Annotated in this window: 11 protein-coding genes, 2 tRNA genes, 2 rRNA genes and 1 riboswitch (1 of these 16 running past the window's edge); of the genes, 9 read left to right on the top strand and 6 right to left on the bottom strand. The window is 64.2% G+C overall.

Annotated elements, in window-relative coordinates; translation table 11 throughout:
• Window positions 1-105: 105 nt before the first annotated feature.
• Genes SR870_RS14870 through SR870_RS14860 form a run of 3 tightly spaced genes read right to left on the bottom strand, consistent with a single transcriptional unit; the run spans window position 106 to window position 3,032 of the window.
• Window positions 106-1,047, bottom strand: a complete 942-nt coding sequence (locus tag SR870_RS14870) for a prephenate/arogenate dehydrogenase family protein (protein WP_322514314.1) — start codon at window positions 1,045-1,047, stop codon at window positions 106-108.
• Window positions 1,044-2,141, bottom strand: coding sequence for a histidinol-phosphate transaminase (gene hisC, locus SR870_RS14865; RefSeq protein ID WP_322514313.1), 1,098 nt, complete (start codon window positions 2,139-2,141; stop codon window positions 1,044-1,046). The genes SR870_RS14870 and hisC overlap by 4 nt, the downstream gene beginning before the upstream one ends.
• Window positions 2,142-2,183: 42 nt before the next feature.
• On the bottom strand, window positions 2,184-3,032 hold the full coding sequence (locus SR870_RS14860; protein ID WP_322514312.1) for a chorismate mutase: 849 nt from the start codon (window positions 3,030-3,032) through the stop codon (window positions 2,184-2,186).
• A gap of 434 nt (window positions 3,033-3,466) precedes the next feature.
• A riboswitch (SAM riboswitch) is annotated at window positions 3,467-3,546 on the top strand.
• 96 nt (window positions 3,547-3,642) lie between these two features.
• Between SR870_RS14860 and metX the strand changes: the two genes are divergently transcribed.
• The 3 genes from metX (at window position 3,643) to SR870_RS14845 (ending at window position 6,632) form a co-directional block, all read left to right on the top strand.
• Window positions 3,643-4,845 (top strand): homoserine O-acetyltransferase MetX, encoded by a 1,203-nt coding sequence (gene metX, locus SR870_RS14855; RefSeq protein ID WP_322514311.1) that lies wholly within the window; start codon window positions 3,643-3,645, stop codon window positions 4,843-4,845.
• 1 nt (window position 4,846) lies between these two features.
• Window positions 4,847-5,542 (top strand): methionine biosynthesis protein MetW, encoded by a 696-nt coding sequence (gene metW, locus SR870_RS14850; RefSeq protein ID WP_322514310.1) that lies wholly within the window; start codon window positions 4,847-4,849, stop codon window positions 5,540-5,542.
• A 226-nt stretch (window positions 5,543-5,768) separates the two neighbouring features.
• Window positions 5,769-6,632 (top strand): TIGR02594 family protein, encoded by an 864-nt coding sequence (locus tag SR870_RS14845; protein WP_322514309.1) that lies wholly within the window; start codon window positions 5,769-5,771, stop codon window positions 6,630-6,632.
• 177 nt (window positions 6,633-6,809) lie between these two features.
• Here the strand turns inward: SR870_RS14845 and SR870_RS14840 are convergent, their stop codons facing one another.
• Window positions 6,810-7,850, bottom strand: a complete 1,041-nt coding sequence (locus tag SR870_RS14840; RefSeq protein WP_322514308.1) for an MOSC domain-containing protein — start codon at window positions 7,848-7,850, stop codon at window positions 6,810-6,812.
• On the opposite strand from SR870_RS14840, the gene clpB reads away from it, so the two are divergent.
• Window positions 7,806-10,445 (top strand): ATP-dependent chaperone ClpB, encoded by a 2,640-nt coding sequence (gene clpB / locus SR870_RS14835; protein ID WP_322514307.1) that lies wholly within the window; start codon window positions 7,806-7,808, stop codon window positions 10,443-10,445. The two genes, SR870_RS14840 and clpB, sit on opposite strands and share 45 nt — an antisense overlap.
• A 932-nt stretch (window positions 10,446-11,377) precedes the next feature.
• On the top strand, window positions 11,378-12,163 hold the full coding sequence (locus tag SR870_RS14830; RefSeq protein ID WP_322514306.1) for a hypothetical protein: 786 nt from the start codon (window positions 11,378-11,380) through the stop codon (window positions 12,161-12,163).
• 256 nt (window positions 12,164-12,419) lie between these two features.
• Here the strand turns inward: SR870_RS14830 and SR870_RS14825 are convergent, their stop codons facing one another.
• Together SR870_RS14825 and SR870_RS14820 are read right to left on the bottom strand one after the other, a co-directional pair.
• Window positions 12,420-14,048, bottom strand: coding sequence for an SMP-30/gluconolactonase/LRE family protein (locus SR870_RS14825; RefSeq protein WP_322514305.1), 1,629 nt, complete (start codon window positions 14,046-14,048; stop codon window positions 12,420-12,422).
• A gap of 219 nt (window positions 14,049-14,267) precedes the next feature.
• The gene (locus SR870_RS14820; protein ID WP_322518277.1) at window positions 14,268-16,307 is read right to left on the bottom strand and encodes a M23 family metallopeptidase; all 2,040 of its coding nucleotides are present in this window, start codon (window positions 16,305-16,307) and stop codon (window positions 14,268-14,270) included.
• Window positions 16,308-17,353: 1,046 nt separating this feature from the next.
• Here SR870_RS14820 and SR870_RS14815 point away from each other — a divergent pair.
• From SR870_RS14815 to SR870_RS14800, 4 genes are all read left to right on the top strand, one after another.
• A 16S ribosomal RNA gene (locus tag SR870_RS14815) occupies window positions 17,354-18,842 on the top strand.
• A gap of 206 nt (window positions 18,843-19,048) precedes the next feature.
• Window positions 19,049-19,125: transfer RNA gene (locus SR870_RS14810), tRNA-Ile, on the top strand.
• Between the two features lie 33 nt (window positions 19,126-19,158).
• Window positions 19,159-19,234 (top strand) — tRNA-Ala (locus SR870_RS14805).
• 394 nt (window positions 19,235-19,628) lie between these two features.
• A 23S ribosomal RNA gene (locus SR870_RS14800) occupies window positions 19,629-20,390 on the top strand; it runs 2,067 nt beyond the window's last position.
• Together the 16S and 23S rRNA genes with 2 tRNA genes alongside form the textbook arrangement of a ribosomal RNA operon.

Here is a 20,390-nt window from a genome sequence, read left to right as displayed (position 1 = left end):
GCCGCCAACCGCTGTCGTCGCCTGAGGCGTGACGACAGCGGTTGAGGTGTCGGCGGTTGAGGTGTCGGCGTTCGCGACGGCGGACCGGTGCCGTCCGGTCCGCATTCACTCCGCCGCGCTTTTCCCCAGTTGCGGATGCTTGCGGCCGAAATCGGCGGCGGCTTCGTCCTGACCGATCTCGACGATGCCGCGGCGGATCGTCCGGGTGCGGCTGAAATGCTCGAACAGCGCCTCGCCGTCGCCACGACGGATCGCGCGCGTCAGCTTCGACAGGTCCTCCTGGAATTCGCCGAGCATCTCCAGCACCGCGTCCTTGTTGTTCAGGAACACGTCGCGCCACATCGTCGGGTCGGAGGCGGCGATACGGGTGAAGTCGCGGAAACCGCCTGCAGAGAACTTCAGCACCTCCGAGCGCGTCACCCCTTCGAGCTCCTCGGCTGTGCCTACGATTGTGTAGGCGATCAGATGCGGCAGATGGCTGGTCACCGCCAGCACCTTGTCGTGGTGCTCCGGCGTCATGATCTCGACATTGGCGCCGAGCCCGCGCCAGAACGCGGCGAGCTTGTCGACCGCGTCCGCATTGGTGCCCTCCGGCGGCGTCAGAATGCACCAGCGGTTGATGAACAGCTCGGCGAAGCCGGAATCCGGGCCGGAATTTTCGGTGCCGGCGACCGGATGCGCGGGGACGAAGTGAACATTCGGCGGCAGATGCTCGGCCATCGCCCGCACCACCGCGGCCTTGACCGAGCCGACGTCGGAAACGATCGCGCCCGGCGCGAGATTTTGCGCGATCTCCTGCGCGGTCTCGCCGCAAGCGCCGACCGGGATGCAGAGGATGACGAGATCGGCGTCCTTCACCGCCTCGGCATTGGTCTCGACCACGCGGTCGACGACTCCCAGCTCGGCGACGCGGGCCCGCGATGCCGCCGAGCGCGCGGTGGCGACGATCTCGCCTGCGAGACCTTGCAGCCGCGCGCCGCGCGCGATCGAGCCGCCGATCAGGCCGAAGCCGATCAGCGCGACTTTCTGAAACAGCGGCGCCGTCATGGCTGGGCCATGAACTCGCGCAGCGCCGCGATCACCAGCTCGTTGGCTTCATCGGTGCCGATGGTCATGCGCAGCGCGTCCGGCAGCTTGTAGTTGCCGAGCGCGCGCAGCACGAGACCGCGCTTGGTCAGGAACGCATCCGCGTCCGCCGCGGTCTTGCCCTTGGTGGTCGGGAAATGCATCAGCACGAAGTTGCAGACGCTCGGCGTCACTTTCAGGCCGAGTTTGGTGAACTCCTCGGTCAGTCGGTCGCGCCACTTCTCGGTGTGGACGCGCGACATGTCGACATGCGCGGTGTCCTGGATCGCCGCGACCGCGGCGAGCTGCGCCGGGATCGACGTGTTGAACGGCCCGCGGATGCGGTTGACCGCGTCGACGATGTTGGCGGGCCCGAACATCCAGCCGATCCGCAAGCTCGCGAGGCCGTGGACCTTGGAGAAGGTGTGGGTCAGCACGGTGTTGTCGGTGGTCGACACCAGCTCGATGCCGATCTCGTAATCGTTCTTCGAGACGTAGTCGGCATAGGCCGCGTCCAGCACCAGCACGACGTGCGAGGGCAGGCCCGCGCGCAGACGCTTGACTTCATCGAACGGAATATAGGTCCCGGTCGGGTTGTTCGGGTTGGCGAGCCAGACCAGCTTGGTGTTCGGCGTGACCTTGCCGAGGATCGCGTCGACGTCGGTCGTCAGGTCCTTTTCCGGCGCGACCACGTTGGTGGCGCCGTTCGCCAGCGTGGCGATCGGGTAGACCAGGAAGCCGTGCTGCGACGAGATCGCCTCGTCGCCGGGGCCGAGATAAGTGTGCGCCAAGAGATTGAGGATTTCGTCGGAGCCGGCGCCGCAGATGATGCGGTCCGGATCGAGGCCGTAGGCACGGCCGATCGCCTCGCGCAGCACCCGCGAGGTGCCTTCCGGATAATCCTCGAGATGATCCGCCGCGCTCTTATAGGCCGCGATCGCGTGCGGCGACGGGCCGAACGGGGTTTCGTTGGCCGAGAGCTTGAACACCTTGCGGCCGGCTTCGGGCACGGGGCTCTTGCCGGGGGTGTAGGGCGCAATATCGAGAATGCCGGGCTTCGGCACGGGACGGGACATCGTCAACTCCGGATGGTCAGGCGGCGGCTGCAGGCCGGTCCTTCAGGTCGGGGCCTTGCCGCTCGGGGGCACCGTATAGCGCCTCGCGTGGCTGCCGACGAGGGCCGATGAGCGCACCGAGGCCCCCGCTGCGATCAGGGCAGCCTTGATATTGTCGAGGCTCCCGGGGGCGGAAATCGACACCAGCAGCGCCGCGCCGTCGAAAGCGGTATCCGGTACCGCCACGACCTCGGCCAGCGGCGAGATCGCCCGGGCGATTTCGGCGTTCCAGCCCGACACCCGGATGCTCCAGGTCTCGACCTCGGTGACCATGGCGCTGTCGGCGACCCGCGACACCACGAATACCGGCAGCGCGGCCGGATGGTCGGCGCGCTCGATGAACGGCAGCCGGGCGATGATCTTCGGGGAGCCTGCGGCCTCCAGCGCCAGCCACCACGGAGTGCTGCCGGAGGTCGCCGACACCAGCGCCAGATCGCCCTTGGAGCGCGCCACCGCCTCGACCGCGGCGGACGCCGAGAAATGCGGCACATAGGGCACCGTGAAGCCGAAATGGAACCGGGCCGAATCCCGCATCGCGGATTCGCCGAGCGACTGGTCGACGTGAACCGAAAACGGCGCCTGCACATAAGTGAACGTGGCGATGATCACCCGCCAGATGCTCTCGACGGTATCGAGCGGCAGGATGCCTTTGTGGCGCTGCACCAGCCGCCGCATCATGTCGGCCTCGCGCGCCGGCCGGAACGCCGAGCCGACCTCCTGGGTCTGCTTCACCGAAATCAGCCGGTCGATGATGTCGCCCCGCTGCATCAGCAACTGGTGCACCTGCTCGTCGATGCCGTCGATCTCCTGGCGCAGCTCGGTCAGCGACGGCGGCGAGGGCGGTTTGGTCATGGCGGGGACTTTCGCGCGGGATCGAGGCGTGGTTCGACCTTCTGCTTAAGAAACCAGACGATTGAAGGCAAAGGATTTTACCCTTCGGGGCAAGACGCTCGCTGCGAGGATCACCCTCCCCTGGAGGGGGAGGGCAATCGCATAGGGACTTCGAGGCTATTGCACCGGGCTCTCTTCACCCTCCCCTGGAGGGGGAGGGTCGGCACGCAGCCCGCATGGCGGGCTGCGTGCCGGGGTGGGGTGGGCCGCGGGCAGGGCGCTGAACTCTTCGCCACCCCACCCCGCTCGCTGACGCGAGCGACCCTCCCCCTCCAGGGGAGGGTGAGCCGCGCTGCGACTGCGAACGTTCAGATGCGATCGCCCCGGCCGGGAGGGTGAAGAGGCCGTCGCCGGGCCCAATATTGACGGCCCCGGACTTCGTGATTAGAGTCCCAGCCAGATCCCGTGGTCATTTGAGCCGGCCGGCTTGCAGCCACGTTAAACAACTCGCTAAACAGGCCGGGGACAGTTTCTGATCCCGGCCGAACCGATGTTCAGGCCGGGTTTTTTATTGGCTCGGTCGCTCTTATCTGAGGTCAGCGGGGATGCCCTCGCTGAGGCCGTTGGCAGTATGATGAATGTACACCCGGTGAAAGGTCCCGTTGCGACCGGTGGCGAGCGCCCCCACGAGGCCGATCATCCGACGTCGCTGGTGGCGTCGTTCGGCGCCGACCAGCCGCTGCGGCTGGATTGCGGCGTCGACCTCGCCCCGTTCCAGATCGCCTACCAGACCTACGGCACGCTCAACGCCGACAAGAGCAACGCCATCCTGGTCTGCCATGCGCTGACGATGGACCAGCACGTTGCCAACGTGCACCCGATCACCGGCAAGCCGGGCGGGTGGCTGACGCTGGTCGGTCCCGGCAAGCCGATCGACACCGACCGCTACTTCGTCATCTGTTCGAACGTGATCGGCAGTTGCATGGGCTCGACCGGCCCGGCCTCGACCAATCCGGCCACCGGCAAGGTCTGGGGCCTCGACTTCCCGGTCATCACCATTCCCGACATGGTCCGCGCCCAGGCGATGCTGGTCGACCGGCTCGGCATCGACAAACTGTTCTGCGTGGTCGGCGGCTCGATGGGCGGCATGCAGGTGCTGCAGTGGAGCGTCGCCTATCCCGAGCGGGTGTTCTCGGCGATGCCGATCGCCTGCGCGACGCGGCATTCGGCGCAGAACATCGCCTTCCACGAGCTCGGCCGCCAGGCGGTGATGGCCGACCCGGACTGGGCCCACGGCCGCTATGTCGAGACCGGCGCGCATCCGCATCGCGGCCTCGCGGTGGCGCGGATGGCCGCGCACATCACCTATCTGTCCGACGCCGCCTTGCACCGCAAGTTCGGCCGCAGGATGCAGGACCGCGAGCTGCCGACGTTCTCGTTCGACGCCGACTTCCAGGTCGAGAGCTATCTGCGCTATCAGGGCTCGTCCTTCGTCGAGCGCTTCGACGCCAATTCGTATCTCTATCTGACCCGCGCGATGGATTATTTCGATATCGCCGCCGACCATCACGGCGTGCTGGCTGCGGCGTTCCGCGGCACCCAGACCCGGTTCTGCGTGGTGTCCTTCACCTCGGACTGGCTGTTCCCGACGCCGGAATCGCGCGCGATCGTGCACGCGCTCAACGCCGGCGGCGCGCGGGTGTCGTTCGCCGAGGTCGAGACCGACAAGGGCCACGACGCCTTCCTGCTCGACGAGCCGGAATTCATCGACATCGCCCGCGCCTTCCTGCACTCGGCGGCGACCGCGCGCGGGCTCGACCGGGCGGGGCGCTGAGATGGCGGTGCAGGAGAGCTTGCCGCTGGAGCCGCCGGCGCGCACCACGCTGCGGGTGCATCGCGCCGATCACCTGCTGGTCGCCGACATGGTCGAGCCCGGCTCCAAGGTGCTCGACGTCGGCTGCGGCGAGGGCGATCTGATGCAACTCCTCGAATCCCGCGGCGTCGATTGCCGCGGCATCGAGCTGTCGCGCGAAGGCGTCAACCGCTGCGTCTCGCGCGGCCTTGCGGTGGTGCAGGGCGACGCCGACACCGACCTCGACAACTACACCGCCGACGCGTTCGACTACGTGATCCTGTCGCAGACGCTGCAGGCGACGCGGCAGCCGCGCGTCGTGCTGGAGAACCTGTTGCGCATCGGCCGCCGCGCGATCGTGTCGTTTCCGAATTTCGGCTACATCAACATGCGGCTACAACTGCTGATCAACGGCCAGATGCCGCGCACCGACAATCTGCCGGCGACCTGGTACGACACCCCGAACACCCACTTCTGCACCATCAAGGATTTCGTGCTGTTGTGCGACGAGATCGACGTCAAGATGGAGCGCGCGGTGGCGCTCGACCGCTACGGCCGGCCGCTGCGGCTCAACGCGCCGTGGTGGTTCTGGAACATGTTCGGCGAGCAGGGCGTGTTCCTGCTCAGCCGCGCCGAGAAGAAGCACCACGCCGCGCCGGGCGATTACATCGCGCCCTGAGCGGCCGAGTAGCAACGACGACCGACGGGCGCTGCGCCGCTGTGCTTTAACCAACGGTTAACGCACGCGCGGAGGCCGGATGCGGCGGTTCCGCTGCCACGAAATGATCATCCTATGACCGCGGAATGACAACTTCGTCGCCGCACGAGTCATTCTCTCGCCATCCCCGCTCTGTTTACGCACCGGGCCGGTCGTACTTGCCGGGTATCGATGGAGAGAGTTCTGCATGGTCGAGTTTACTGCGTTCGCGTTCGGTCGCGTAGTTGTGTTGGGTCTGGGTATCGCGGCGATCGCCGCATTGGCGTCCCCCGCATCGGCCCGGCCGTTGCATCGTCATCATGGTCACACCGTTTCTCACTACGGCGATCACAGCGCGTCGGTTCGCGGCGCTCATCGCGCGTCCCGCAGCGCGTATCGCCACCAGCGCGCCGCCAAGCGCCATCGCGCCGTGCGCCGCGCGCCGCAGGCGGCGACCGGCGGCTTTGCTCAGCCGCAGCAGTTCAGTTTCGATCAGGGGCGCAATGATCAGGGGCAGAACTATTCGTCCAGCTACGCGCAGAACCAGGCGCAGAATTTCACGCCCGGCGTCGCTTCCACGTTTTCGTCCAACTACTCCGACGGCATCCATGCGCCGCGCGTGACCAAGCCGCGCGTCTCGCGGCGGGCCGTGCGGGCTCGGGCGATGGCGCAACAGACGGAGCCGCAGCAGATGCAGACGCAGAGCTGGGCCGGTGGCGGCGGATCGGGCCTGGTGGCCGAAGCGCGCCGCTACATTGGCGGCAATCCGACCGGCCGCAGCCGGCTGTGGTGCGCGCGTTTCATGAACATGGTGCTGGAGCGCGCGGGCCATCGCGGCACCGGCTCCGACATGGCGAGTTCGTTCGCCCGTTACGGCCAGCGCATCTCCGGCCCGCAGGTCGGCGCCATCGCGGTGATGTCGCGCGGCAAGCGCGGCGGCCATGTCGGCATCGTCAGCGGCATCGATTCCAGCGGCAATCCGATCGTCGTCTCCGGCAACCACGGCCGCCGCGTCGCCGAGTCGGTGTACTCGAAGAACCGCATCTACGCCTATGTGATGCCGTCGAGCTGAGCTGTTCTGACCCCTCTCCCCTTGTGGGAGAGGGTGGCAGCCGAAGGCTGCCGGGTGAGGGGGCGCGACAACAATCGCCGTCGAGTTCTGCGCCCCCTCATCCGGCGCTGACGTCGTCAGCGCCACCTTCTCCCACGAGGGGAGAAGGGAAGAGCGCATGTTGCTGACGAGATCCGCCTACGCGACCCCCACCGCATCGCCCTTTGCGATGCGCCCGCCTTCGATCACTTCCGCATACACCCCGCAATCGGCGTGGCCGAGCTGGCGCTGCAGTGTTTCGGGAATCTTCATGTCGCGCGCGGCCGTCTGCGGGTCGACATTGGTGGCGGCGCAGCGGACGGTGCGCTTGACGATCTTCAGCCTCGCGTCGCCGATCGCCAGCGTCTGCCCGATCATGTCGAGTTCGGCCCAGGCCGGCCAGCCTTCGACATAGAGGTTGGCGCGGAAGCGCAGCGGGTCGACGGTGCACCCGGTCATCTTCTCGATCTCGGCGACGCTGGCGAGGTTGATGATCGACACCACCTTCATCGGCACGTCGGAAAAGCTGTAGCCGGCGCCGTCGAGCAGTTTCGGCGGCCCCCGCAATTCGTCGGCGAAGCGCGCCGCGAACAACGCCTCGATCGCGGCGCGTCCCTCCGCGGTGCGCAGGTCGCCGCGCGCCAGCTCGGCGCCGTCGGCCGCGATCGACAGCGTATGGGTTGCGTCGTCGAAATGCGTGCGCAGCGCCGCCAGCCGCTCGTTGCGCATCAGCATCAGGTAGTGGGTCTTGGCCTTCCACACCGGCGCGGCCGGATCGAATCCGGTCGGTCCGTTCTCGATCGCGTAGGCACGGTCGGCCGGCAGCGTCCGGCCGACGGCCAGCGAGACCTCCGGCAGCGATTCGGGGGAAAGGCCCTTGACGGGGTAGCGATAGATCGAGGCGATGGTGGCTGGAGATGGTAGGATCATGCCGTTTTGCTTAGTCGATTCCCGCGACTCTGACCTGCACGAAATTGTGACGCCGCGTCTTCCGTTTCCACCAGCAGATGCCCACATTTCCGTCAAGCCGCTGCCCCGATCGGGCAGGGTGACGACCGCCGCCGGCTGAGGAATGTCAGCGCGGCCGGTGGAACCCCAATGAAGATGCCGTCCGCGTGCTTTCGAGGCGCCGACGGCAGGCTGAGGGACACCAAAATGAACCCTGAAAAATACACCGAACGCGTGCGCGGCTTCGTCCAATCGGCGCAATCCCTGGCGGTCCGCGAGGGCCATCAGCAGTTTTCGCCGCTGCACATCCTCAAAGTGCTGCTCGACGATTCCGAAGGGCTCGCCGGCGGTCTGATCGACCGCTCCGGCGGCAATTCCCGTCTGATCCTGAAATCCACCGAAGACGCGCTGGCCAGGATGCCGAAGGTCTCCGGCTCGGGCGCGGGGCAGGTCTATCTGGCGCCGGCGACGGCGCGGGCGCTCGACGGCGCCGAGCAGGCCGCCGAGAAAGCCGGCGACAGCTTCGTCACCGTGGAGCGGCTGCTGCTGGCGCTGTCGCTCGACAAGGACTCCGAGGCCGGGCAGTTGCTCGCCAAGGGCGGCGTCACCCCGCAGAATCTCAACGCCGCGATCAACGCTCTGCGCAAGGGCCGCACCGCCGATTCCGCGACGGCTGAAAACGCCTATGACGCGCTGAAGAAATATGCCCGCGACCTCACCCAGGCCGCCCGCGACGGCAAGCTCGACCCGGTGATCGGCCGCGACGAGGAAATCCGCCGCACGATCCAGGTGCTGTCGCGCCGGACCAAGAACAATCCGGTGCTGATCGGCGAACCCGGCGTCGGCAAGACCGCGATCGTCGAGGGGCTGGCGCTGCGCATCCTCAATGGCGACGTGCCGGAGAGCCTGAAGGACAAGAAGCTGCTGGCGCTCGACATGGGCGCGCTGATCGCGGGCGCGAAATATCGCGGCGAGTTCGAGGAGCGGCTGAAGGCCGTGCTCAACGAGGTCACCGCGGCCGCCGGCGGCATCATCCTGTTCATCGACGAGATGCACACGCTGGTCGGCGCCGGCAAGGCCGACGGCGCGATGGATGCGTCGAACCTCTTGAAGCCGGCGTTGGCGCGCGGCGAGCTGCATTGCATCGGCGCCACCACGCTCGACGAATATCGCAAGCACGTCGAAAAGGACGCAGCTTTAGCGCGGCGCTTCCAGCCGGTGTTCGTGTCCGAGCCGACCGTCGAGGACACGATCTCCATTTTGCGCGGCCTGAAGGACAAATACGAGCAGCACCACGGCGTGCGAATCGCCGACTCGGCGCTGGTCGCGGCCACGACGCTGTCGAATCGCTACATCACCGACCGCTTCCTGCCCGACAAGGCGATCGACCTGATGGACGAGGCCGCGGCAAGGCTGAAGATGCAGGTCGATTCCAAGCCCGAAGAACTCGATTCGATGGACCGCGAGATCGTCCGGCTGAAGATCGAGCAGGAGGCGCTGAAGAAGGAGAGCGACGCCGGCTCCAAGTCTCGGCTGCAGACGCTGGAGAAGGAGCTCGCGGATCTCGAGGAGAAGTCGGCTGCGCTGACCCAGCGCTGGAGCGCCGAGAAGAACAAGCTCTCCGACGCCCAGAAGCTGAAGAGCGAGCTCGACGGGCTGCGGCTCGAACTGGCCGACGCGCAGCGCCGCGGCGAGTATCAGCGCGCCGGCGAATTGGCCTATGGCCGAATTCCGGATCTGGAGAAGCGCCTCGCGGACATCGAAGCCAACGAGAATTCCGGCGAGATGATGGAGGAGGCGGTCACCGCCAATCACATCGCCCAGGTGGTGTCGCGCTGGACCGGCGTGCCGGTCGACAAGATGCTCGAGGGCGAAAAAGAGAAGCTGCTGCGGATGGAAGAGCAGATCGGCAAGCGCGTGGTCGGCCAGTTCGAGGCCGTGCATGCGGTGTCGACCGCGGTCCGCCGCTCCCGCGCCGGGCTGCAGGACCCGCACCGGCCGATGGGCTCGTTCATGTTCTTAGGTCCCACCGGCGTCGGCAAGACCGAACTGACCAAGGCGCTGGCGCAATATCTGTTCGACGACGAGACCGCGATGGTCCGCCTCGACATGTCGGAATACATGGAGAAGCACTCGGTCGCCCGGCTGATCGGCGCGCCTCCGGGCTATGTCGGCTATGACGAGGGCGGCGCGCTCACCGAAGCGGTGCGGCGCCGGCCGTATCAGGTGGTGCTGTTCGACGAGATCGAGAAGGCGCATCCGGACGTGTTCAACGTGCTGCTGCAGGTGCTCGATGACGGCCGCCTGACCGATGGTCAGGGCCGCACCGTCGACTTCCGCAACACGCTGATCGTGATGACGTCGAATCTCGGCTCGGAATATCTGGTCAATCAGCCCGAGGGCGAGGACACCGGCGTAGTGCGCGAGCAGGTGATGGACATGGTGCGGGCGCATTTCCGCCCCGAGTTCCTCAACCGCGTCGACGAGATCATCCTGTTCCATCGGCTGCAGAAGAGCGAGATGGGCCGGATCGTCGACATCCAGTTCAGCCGGCTCGCGAAGCTGCTGGAAGATCGCAAGATCGTGCTCGATCTCGACCCCGCCGCGCGCGACTGGCTGGCCGAGAAGGGCTGGGACCCCGCCTATGGCGCCCGCCCGCTGAAGCGGGTGATCCAGCGCCATGTGCAGGACCCGCTCGCCGAGATGATCCTCGACGGCTCGGTCAGCGACGGCGCGAAGGTGGCGATCTCGACCGAAGGCGGCGTGCTGACCTTCAACGGCCAGCCGCCCCACACCGCCGATGTCGAGCCGTTCACCGGCCGCCCGCCGAAGCGGATGCTGAACTGATAACCCGTGTCCCGGACAAGGCGTAGCGCGAAAGCGCTGCGCCGCCGATCCGGGACCCCGGTTTCTTTAGACTAAGCACGACGAAGATTGCCGCGCCGGGACACGGGGACGGAGTGGTGCTCCATGAGTTGCGAAGAATTGCCACAAACACAGCCGTCATCGCCCGCGCAGGCGGGCGACCCAGTATTCCAGAGCGTTTGTGTTAGAGCGGTTCATCGATCGATTGAAGCGATCTGGCCCTTGCCAGATGCACTGATTCCTCGTCCTGAGGAGCCCGGCGAAGCCGGGCGTCTCGAAGGACGGGGGCGACGCAGTGCCGGTGGCGCATGGTTCGAGACGGCGCTTTGCGCCTCCTCACCATGAGGTTGTGCCTGTGGTGAGTGCCCCGGAACGCCAGTGCTGATTCCATCGGAGACAGAACGGCTCTAGGGACTGCGGATCAAACTACGAACGCTCTGGGATACTGGGTCGCCCGGTCGGAGCCGGGCGATGACGGCAGAGACTCTGGCGCCTGCTGCGCCCCCGCGCGGAGACCCGTGTCCCGGACAAGGCGTAGCGCGAAAGCGCTGCGCCGCCGATCCGGGACCCCGGTTTCTTCTTCGCGTGCAAGGCCCCAAGACACCGGGGCCCCGGATCAGCATCCTCGAGGTCGGTGCCAATACAAGTTCGCCGCCGGGCGCCCAGGGCGTCCGCGACAAATCGCGCCGGACAGATCCTTCAATTCAAGTAGTTCCCCGAAACCATCAACGGCGAACCTTGTTGGCAAGACAACGCTCGAACAAGCGCCTCGAGTGGGCCGAGCGTCAACACCCGGATCTCGAGGGGATCAATAGCCGGTGGTGCCTTGCAAGCGTCATCTATCCGGCAATGTCATCCACCCCGACGGGTCGAGTTACTTGCCAACCGAGCAGACGCAACATGAGGAGAACTCAATGAAGATGCCGACCGCAATGAAGGCCGTGACGTTGGCCACCGTGTCCGTTTTCGCCATCGCTTTGGGATCATCAGGTGCTCTTGCCCAAACCAGCAATTCGTCGGGTGCGAACTCCAATAGCGGCGTGACGACTTCCGCCGCCGGCCAGAAGATGGGGCAGAGCGATCTGAAATCCAAGCTGGAGAAGGCGGGCGTCGATGACCGCGAAGAATTCAAGGGGCATCTGGTGGTCGCACAAGCGCCGAGCGGCCAGTCCGTCCAGCTCCTGTTCGGGCCGGAAGATTTCGAAGGCGGCAAGTCTGCCGATAAATTCGATCAGGACCGGGTCCGTTCGAAGTTGACCAAAGCCGGCTTCAGCAACATCCAGTTTGGAAGCGCTGCCAGCATGGTGCGCGGCCAGATGTCGGACGACAAGCAGATCCTCGCCTTCAGCAGCGACGTCTCTCCGGCGTTCAATGTCGCGCAAAGCGATTCGCCTGCAACCAGTGACCTGAAGAAGGACATGAAGAACGTCGATCTCGGGGATCGCAGCGAATTCAAAGGAAAGCTGGTCACGGCACGAACTGATCAGGGTACGGTCAGGATCCTGATTGGGCCGAAGGAATTCGAAGGCGGCAAGTCGGTCGAGCTTTCGGCTGGCGATCTCGACAAGCTTCAGCAGAATGGCTTTTCCGACGCTCAGGTGACCCGCGACGTCACCATGGTGAAGGGCGAGATGGACGACATGCAGATCATCGCGCTCTCCGGCCAGGGGCTGAGCTCCACCACGGGCTCCGCTCGCTAGGCCACTCGACCTGAGCACTCGATGAATGGTCCCGCCTGATTCTCGATCGGGCGGGACGCCTGCTGCGCCCCCGCGCGGAGGTCCGCGTCCCGGACAAGGCGTAGCGCGACAGCGCTGCGCCGCCGATCCGGGACCCCGGTTTCTTCTTCGCGTGCAAAGCCCCTAAACACCGGGGCCCCGGATCAGCAGCGCACCACGCCGCGAAGGGCGGCGCGTTGCGCAGCATCCGGGGCACGCTGTGGATAACCTCCGCCGGCTACTTCTTCGCGATCTTGTAGATCGCGTTCTCGATGTCCGACGACACATAGATCGTGCCGCTGGCGCCGACGCCGATGCCGGTCGGCATGTTGGTCGGCGGCAGGCCGGGAGCGCCGACGAGGCCGATCGGCAGGTTGCCGGCGATTTCAGTGACCTTGCCGCTGGCCGGATCGATCGAGACCACGCGTTTGGCGCCGACTTCGGCGACGATCAACTGGCCGGACGGCGCCAGCGCCAGCCCTTCGGGCATCTTCAGATCCTTCGCCACCACGGTCTTGGCGCCGGTGGCCGGATCGATCTTGGTGACCTGTCCGGCGAACGCCTCGGTGAGATAGATCCCGCCGTCAGGCGCCGCCGCGAGGCCGACCGGGCCGGCGAGGTCGGTGGCGATGGCTTTTCGGTCCTTGCCGTGCTCGCCGCCGACCTCGATCAGCGATTTCGTCCCGAGTTCGGCGACCACCAGCTTGCCGCTCGCCAGCCGGATCGCGTCGTACGGCGCCTTGAAGCCGTGCAGCATCTCCGTCGTCTTGCCGGTCTTGCGGTCGATCAGTTGCACCGTGCCGGTGAACCAGCTCGACAGGATCACCTCGTCGCCCTTGGCGGTGGCGCTCATCGGATATTCCAGCGTGGTGCCGTCGGCATGCATCCGCGCCAGCTCGCGGACCTCGCCGGTCGCGCCGTCGACGCTGCGATAGGCGAACACGTCGGCGACATGGATGGTGTCCTTGCCGCCCTCCGACACCACGGCGATTCCGCCCGGAAATGCCAGCTTGCCGATGATCACCTGCTTGGCCGTGCCGGCTTTCGGATCGACCTCCTGGATGCCGTTGTCGGCCATGTTGGAGACGAAGATGCGGTCCTGCGCGTCGATCGCCAGATTATCGAGCGACGGCTTGAGCTGCGCCGCGACCTGCTTGTTGCCGGTCTTGATATCGACCCGGACGAGCTGGCCGAGCGCGGTGTCGAGCACGTAGAGATTGCCCTTGCTGTCGAAATTCGCCGCTGCCGGAATCTTGAAGCCGTCGGCGACGACGCTGAGTTCGCCCTTGTCGACGTCGACCGCGGCGACCTGGCCCTTGAACCACAGCGGGCCGTAAAGCTTGTCGTCGGGCCCGAATTCGAAGCCGTTCAGGCCGCCGATCTTCTCCATGATCTTGCGCGGCGGCTTTTCGCCCGCGACGTCGATTTCGTACAGCGCGTCGCCGAGAAACACCTGCGTGGCGTACAGCCTTCCGTCCTTGCGGAACGCCAGCGAATTGATGCCGGGGAGGCCCGAGGCGAGCTTCCTGATCGGGCCGTCGCCCTTGCGCGCGTACAGATCGCCGGTGAGAAACGCGGTCCACGCCATGGTGCCGTCGGGCGCAAACGCGATGTCGTCGGCCATGCCTTCCGGCGTCGGCACCGCGATCTTCGCCGTGCCCTTGTCGCGATCGACCTCGTAGAGCGCTGCGCCCGCGACCGAGCCCGCGAACAGCCGGCCGGATTTGTCGACGCCGAGGCCGTGGACGCCGTGAAACGCCGAGCCCTGCACCAATTTCGTGACTTGGTAATCGTCCGCGCGCGCGGCGGAAAAGGCCAGCAGGCCGAGCGCCATCGCGCTCGCGCCGAGCGCAAGTTTGGTCCTCATCGCATTTTCTCCCGTATGTTTGTTCTTATGCGGTGAGTATTTGGCGCTGGCCGCGCATTGGCAAGGGGAAGTTGGCAAGGGGAATCGGCAAGGGGAATCGGCAAATCCCGTGTCCCGGACGCGCCGCGGCATTCTTCATGCCGCTGCGCAGATCCGGGACCCCGGTTATTTCTTGCTTTGCAGAATTCCGGGCCCCGGATCAGCAGCGCATCGCCGCGCTCACTTCCGCGCCGCCGCCGCGCTGACGCTGCGGGCGGGCGTGGTCGCGGTCAGGTCGTCGGCGAAGCGGCCGACGCCGCGGCCGGCCAGCAGGGCGTCGAGCCGGTCGCGTTCCTTTTCGAAGCTCGCCAGCAGCGGGCCGCCCAGTGAGCGGCCGCGCGGCAGCTTCACGCGCATCGGGTCGACGAAGCGGCCGTTGACGAGAATTTCGTAGTGCACATGCGCGCCGGTCGACAGGCCGGTCGAGCCGACGAAGCCGATCACCTGGCCCTGGCGCACCCGCTTGCCGGGCTCCATGCCCTTGGCGAAGGCCGACATATGGCCGTAGGCGGTCTCATAGCCGTTGTTGTGCTTGATCCGGATGTATTTGCCGTAGCCGCCTTCCCAGCCGGCCTTTTCGATCACGCCGTTGCCGGAGGCGAAAATCGGCGTGCCGTAGGGCGTCGACCAGTCGACGCCGGTGTGCATCTTGACGTAGCCGAGGATCGGATGGCGGCGGCCGCCGAAGCCGGAGCGCATGATGGCGTTGTTGACCGGCTTGCGCACCAGGAACTTCTTCGCGCTCTTGCCGGTCTCGTCGTAGAAATCGACCACCGAATCGTCGGGGGTCTGGAAGCGGTAGTACTTCTTGGTTTCGCCGCCGACCGTGAGCGCGGCGAACAGCACGTCGTTCTTTTCGACCGCCGTGGTGGTCTCATCGTCGCCGGCGTAGAACACCTCGAACGAGTCGCCGGCCTGCACCCTGCGCTGGAAGTCGACGTCGTAGGAGTAGATCTTGATCATGTCGTCGATGATCGCCTGCGGCACCTTGTTGCGCATCGCGGTCTCGTAGATCGACTGGTAGAGGCGCACGCCGGTGCCGTCGTCCTGGTCCTCGTCGCTGTTGTCGGCGGTGTCGCTGACGGTGTTCAGGGCCTGGACGTCGACCGCGACGTAGCGGCCGAGATCGGACAGCGCCGCCACCGCTTCGACCGTCGAGTCGTTGGCGATGATCACCCGGAACGGCTGCGGCTGCTTGGCGGCGCCGGTGGGCTCCATCAGGATTTTCAGCTTCTGGCCTTCCTTCAGCCCGCCGCTGCGGCCGCGGGCGCCGAGTGCGACGGCGACCGCATTGGCGTCCTCCTCGCTGGCGCCCTGGTCGCGCAGCACCGAGATCACCGTATCGCCCTTCTTGACGATATGGACGCGCTCGCCGGTGGCGTTGCCGCCGGTCACCTGCTCCTTGGTCTTCGGCAGCAGGGTGACGTTTTCCGGCACGATCCGGGTCTCGAAGCCCGCATAGGGATCGGCGGAAGCACCCTCGGGCGCGTAGCCGAGCCGCATGTCGCCGCCGCCGCCGATATCGCCGGCGGTGGCGCTGGCGTAGCGCACGCCGCTGTTGCCCTTCCAGTTCGCGGCGTCGCGCACCCGCATCAGGATCTCGTCCGGCGGGATGAAGCCCGCGATCTTCGCCCGCGGCAGCACCTGGCCGAGATCGCGGGTGATGAACGAGACTTCGGCGTCGGGCTCGACCGCGTCGGGATTCTGCGCGTCTTCCGCGGCGGGGGTCGCGACGCCGACGTCGCTCAGCATCCGCTGGGCGTTGAACGGCGGGATCTTGGCGGACAGTTCGGTGGTCGACAGCGACAGATTGCCGGCGATCTTGATGAAGGGCCGCACCCGGACGACGTCGCGACTGCCGACGCGCGACACCGTCGAAACCTTGATGACGTTGCGCGCGGCCTGCGATTCGCTGGGCGGGGGCAGGCGGTCGCTCTTGTGCAGGGCTGCGTTCTTGTCGGCGCCGAATGCGCCGCGGAGCGCGGCCTCGACCCGCTCGGGCGCCTTGGCGAAGGTCATTTCGCCATCGAGCGACGCGAAAACGGCGCCGCCGATCAAGGCTGCGCCGCAAAGGCCGGTCAGAATCGTGCCGCTGAACCATTGGACCGAGACGCGACGGCGATCGATCACCGCGGCTTCAGTGCCATCGACGGAAAGCGGGGGCTCGTGGCCGAGGTCGATGAAACCGACCTCGCGCCCGTGGCTGCGTCCCCGTGACAACCTCTGGCTCAATCCGCAGTCCCCCAAATCTTCCCCGCCCGCGGCAGTCGCCGGCCGGCAAGTGTCCCTGACCTGTCGGACTCTCAGCGCGATCGGCTGGATCGCGAGAGCTTCCTGTCGCCCGGACCCTCGAGAACGCCGCGCGGGCGAAACTCAGGAACCGGGCTGCGCCGCGGACGTTCGACAAGAGGCGGCCAAATTGCTGGCAGCCGGCACGAACGTCAATGGCGGGAAATGTTCGATGCCGGACGCAAGAGAGGAGCTGGCGATGAAGGCGTCACGATCGCGATCCCTATCTGGCGAAATCCGGCTGCCGAAGAGGGGCAACCGGACGAATCCGGCAAATCTATTTTGGGGAGAACGACCGAGGAATGTGGCTTGAGTACGGCGTCACGGCCCGGAAAGCCTTGTGCCATCGAGAGAAAATGATTTTTCGAGGTCACACGACATTTTTCTGACGAAGGCCGTTGACAGATCCGAGGGGCCTGGCCTATAAACCAACCACTGAGCGCGGCGCCGCTGCAGCCCACCGGGCCCCAGCGAGCTTCCGCGCCTCTGAAAGCTTCATCACTACGATGAGTGATCAGCAGCCGACAGTCATCGGTTGCTAATTGCCGTCGGATGGAGAGCAAGGCTCCTATAAGTGTGGGAGCAGAAGTCGAGCCTTCGGGTTTTCGCTTCATTGGATCTTCGGATCCGGCCGAACCTTCGGGTTCGACACATATATATAGTGAGCCTTCGGGTTCACGGGACCTTCGGGTCCAACCGAACCTTCGGGTTCATGGGGTCTTCGGGCTCCGGGCTGTTTGACAAGTAAAGATGAAGAAAGAGAAACGTGGACGGCGAAGTCCTTGCGGGTCTCGATTGTAAGAAGGCTTCGGCTTTCGAGCATAGAGACCGGACGAAAGACTTCGGCGGTTACACGTTTCAAAGGTTACACCATGTCATCTTCGGATGGCGTGTCGGTCGCGATGTGAATCGTCGGCCGGCGTATATGGTGGGACCTCGTCAAAACGTTGTGATCAGCCGGTTCAAAGTTTCAAGTCCAACTTGAGAGTTTGATCCTGGCTCAGAGCGAACGCTGGCGGCAGGCTTAACACATGCAAGTCGAACGGGCATAGCAATATGTCAGTGGCAGACGGGTGAGTAACACGTGGGAACGTACCTTTTGGTTCGGAACAACTGAGGGAAACTTCAGCTAATACCGGATAAGCCCTTACGGGGAAAGATTTATCGCCGAAAGATCGGCCCGCGTCTGATTAGCTAGTTGGTGAGGTAATGGCTCACCAAGGCGACGATCAGTAGCTGGTCTGAGAGGATGATCAGCCACATTGGGACTGAGACACGGCCCAAACTCCTACGGGAGGCAGCAGTGGGGAATATTGGACAATGGGCGAAAGCCTGATCCAGCCATGCCGCGTGAGTGATGAAGGCCCTAGGGTTGTAAAGCTCTTTTGTGCGGGAAGATAATGACGGTACCGCAAGAATAAGCCCCGGCTAACTTCGTGCCAGCAGCCGCGGTAATACGAAGGGGGCTAGCGTTGCTCGGAATCACTGGGCGTAAAGGGTGCGTAGGCGGGTCTTTAAGTCAGAGGTGAAAGCCTGGAGCTCAACTCCAGAACTGCCTTTGATACTGAGGATCTTGAGTATGGGAGAGGTGAGTGGAACTGCGAGTGTAGAGGTGAAATTCGTAGATATTCGCAAGAACACCAGTGGCGAAGGCGGCTCACTGGCCCATTACTGACGCTGAGGCACGAAAGCGTGGGGAGCAAACAGGATTAGATACCCTGGTAGTCCACGCCGTAAACGATGAATGCCAGCCGTTAGTGGGTTTACTCACTAGTGGCGCAGCTAACGCTTTAAGCATTCCGCCTGGGGAGTACGGTCGCAAGATTAAAACTCAAAGGAATTGACGGGGGCCCGCACAAGCGGTGGAGCATGTGGTTTAATTCGACGCAACGCGCAGAACCTTACCAGCCCTTGACATGTCCAGGACCGGTCGCAGAGATGTGACCTTCTCTTCGGAGCCTGGAGCACAGGTGCTGCATGGCTGTCGTCAGCTCGTGTCGTGAGATGTTGGGTTAAGTCCCGCAACGAGCGCAACCCCCGTCCTTAGTTGCTACCATTTAGTTGAGCACTCTAAGGAGACTGCCGGTGATAAGCCGCGAGGAAGGTGGGGATGACGTCAAGTCCTCATGGCCCTTACGGGCTGGGCTACACACGTGCTACAATGGCGGTGACAATGGGACGCTAAGGGGCAACCCTTCGCAAATCTCAAAAAACCGTCTCAGTTCGGATTGGAGTCTGCAACTCGACTCCATGAAGTTGGAATCGCTAGTAATCGTGGATCAGCATGCCACGGTGAATACGTTCCCGGGCCTTGTACACACCGCCCGTCACACCATGGGAGTTGGTTCTACCTGAAGGCAGTGCGCTAACCCGCAAGGGAGGCAGCTGACCACGGTAGGGTCAGCGACTGGGGTGAAGTCGTAACAAGGTAGCCGTAGGGGAACCTGCGGCTGGATCACCTCCTTTCTAAGGATGGGTCTTCAAGAGCTTGCTCTTATCGACCTGTTTTAGAAACATCCGGGGTTCAAGTCATAATGAACCCCATTGGCGGGATTTCGCCGTCTTCGTTTCTCTTTCTTCGCGGACGAACACGCGCCAGGGGCGGCGCGCTAGCGTTCTATCGATCGGCCATCGTGCCGGATCGGTGTGCGCGCGCATGCTCCTCGTGTTGAGGGCTTGTAGCTCAGTTGGTTAGAGCGCGCGCTTGATAAGCGTGAGGTCGGAAGTTCAAGTCTTCCCAGGCCCACCACTTCATCGAGCGTTGCATTCGTCTTCTGGTTACGGGGCCATAGCTCAGCTGGGAGAGCGCGTGCTTTGCAAGCATGAGGTCGTCGGTTCGATCCCGTCTGGCTCCACCAGATGGATGATCATCGTGACCCTCGCTTGTGCCTCGACGCTGTCATCGGACAGCTCGATGGAATTCGTCCGCATATTGTATTCGCTTGCCGTCATTCGCATGACGGCTTGCGGGTTTTCTGACATCGTAAAGAGGAGATCGATCCGGGTTCGGATCCAGTGGAGCAATCCGCGGGAGACGAGCGCGTATCTCCAGACGGTTTTCGGTGCATGCTGATCGCAAGATCGGCGTGTTGTAAAACCGTCTTTGTTGGCGTCGCTTGACCGCATCGCCATCGGGTCGATCTTACGAAGCAATAACTGGTCTTTTCAATCAATGTCCGTTCGCGAGCCGCGTCCTTCGGGATGTGTCGCGGGCAACATTCTGCCGAGTGTGTGGACATTGATAATGAGAGCAATCAAGTGCCTTAAGGGTGTTCGGTGGATGCCTTGGCGCTGAGAGGCGATGAAGGACGTGCTACGCTGCGATAAGCCATGGGGAGCTGCGAAGAAGCTTTGATCCGTGGATTTCCGAATGGGGAAACCCACCTTCGATAGCCGGAACTCCAAGGCCTTGTGCCTTGGTGCAAACCAAGCCGCGAGGTTTTGGATTTCCGGTTATCAAGAGAAGGTATGAGACTCCTGAATACATAGGGGGTTTCAAGCGAACCCAGGGAACTGAAACATCTAAGTACCTGGAGGAAAGGACATCAACAGAGACTCCGTTAGTAGTGGCGAGCGAACGCGGACCAGGCCAGTCATCATTGGGAGACAATTGGAATCTGTCAGGAAAGCAGAGCCTTAGAGGGTGATAGCCCCGTACAAGTAATGCGACCAATGATGCTCGAGTAAGGCGGGACACGTGAAATCCTGTCTGAACATGGGGGGACCACCCTCCAAGCCTAAGTACTCCTCAGCGACCGATAGTGAACCAGTACCGTGAGGGAAAGGTGAAAAGCACCCCGACGAGGGGAGTGAAATAGTTCCTGAAACCGGACACTTACAAACAGACGGAGCCCAAGATACGTTCTGGGTGACGTCGTACCTTTTGTATTATGGGCCAGCGACTTAATTTAACGAGCAAGCTTAAGCCGATAGGTGAAGGCGCAGCGAAAGCGAGTCTGAATAGGGCGTCAAGTTCGTTGGATTAGACCCGAAACCTAGTGATCTAGCCATGAG

Source organism: Rhodopseudomonas palustris, from assembly GCF_034479375.1.
GTDB lineage: Bacteria > Pseudomonadota > Alphaproteobacteria > Rhizobiales > Xanthobacteraceae > Rhodopseudomonas > Rhodopseudomonas palustris_M.
The sequence above is the reverse complement of the archived record's forward strand: the minus strand, read 5'-3'. Positions and strand labels throughout refer to the sequence as shown.

Bases quoted from the DNA above. Each gene is read 5' to 3' on its own strand.
- SR870_RS14870 (WP_322514314.1), bottom strand. From the start codon at position 1,047: ATGACGGCGCCGCTGTTTCAGAAAGTCGCGCTGATCGGCTTCGGCCTG.
- hisC (WP_322514313.1), bottom strand. From the start codon at position 2,141: ATGTCCCGTCCCGTGCCGAAGCCCGGCATTCTCGATATTGCGCCCTAC.
- SR870_RS14860 (WP_322514312.1), bottom strand. From the start codon at position 3,032: ATGACCAAACCGCCCTCGCCGCCGTCGCTGACCGAGCTGCGCCAGGAG.
- metX (WP_322514311.1), top strand. From the start codon at position 3,643: ATGATGAATGTACACCCGGTGAAAGGTCCCGTTGCGACCGGTGGCGAG.
- metW (WP_322514310.1), top strand. From the start codon at position 4,847: ATGGCGGTGCAGGAGAGCTTGCCGCTGGAGCCGCCGGCGCGCACCACG.
- SR870_RS14845 (WP_322514309.1), top strand. From the start codon at position 5,769: ATGGTCGAGTTTACTGCGTTCGCGTTCGGTCGCGTAGTTGTGTTGGGT.
- clpB (WP_322514307.1), top strand. From the start codon at position 7,806: ATGAACCCTGAAAAATACACCGAACGCGTGCGCGGCTTCGTCCAATCG.
- SR870_RS14830 (WP_322514306.1), top strand. From the start codon at position 11,378: ATGAAGATGCCGACCGCAATGAAGGCCGTGACGTTGGCCACCGTGTCC.
- SR870_RS14825 (WP_322514305.1), bottom strand. From the start codon at position 14,048: ATGAGGACCAAACTTGCGCTCGGCGCGAGCGCGATGGCGCTCGGCCTG.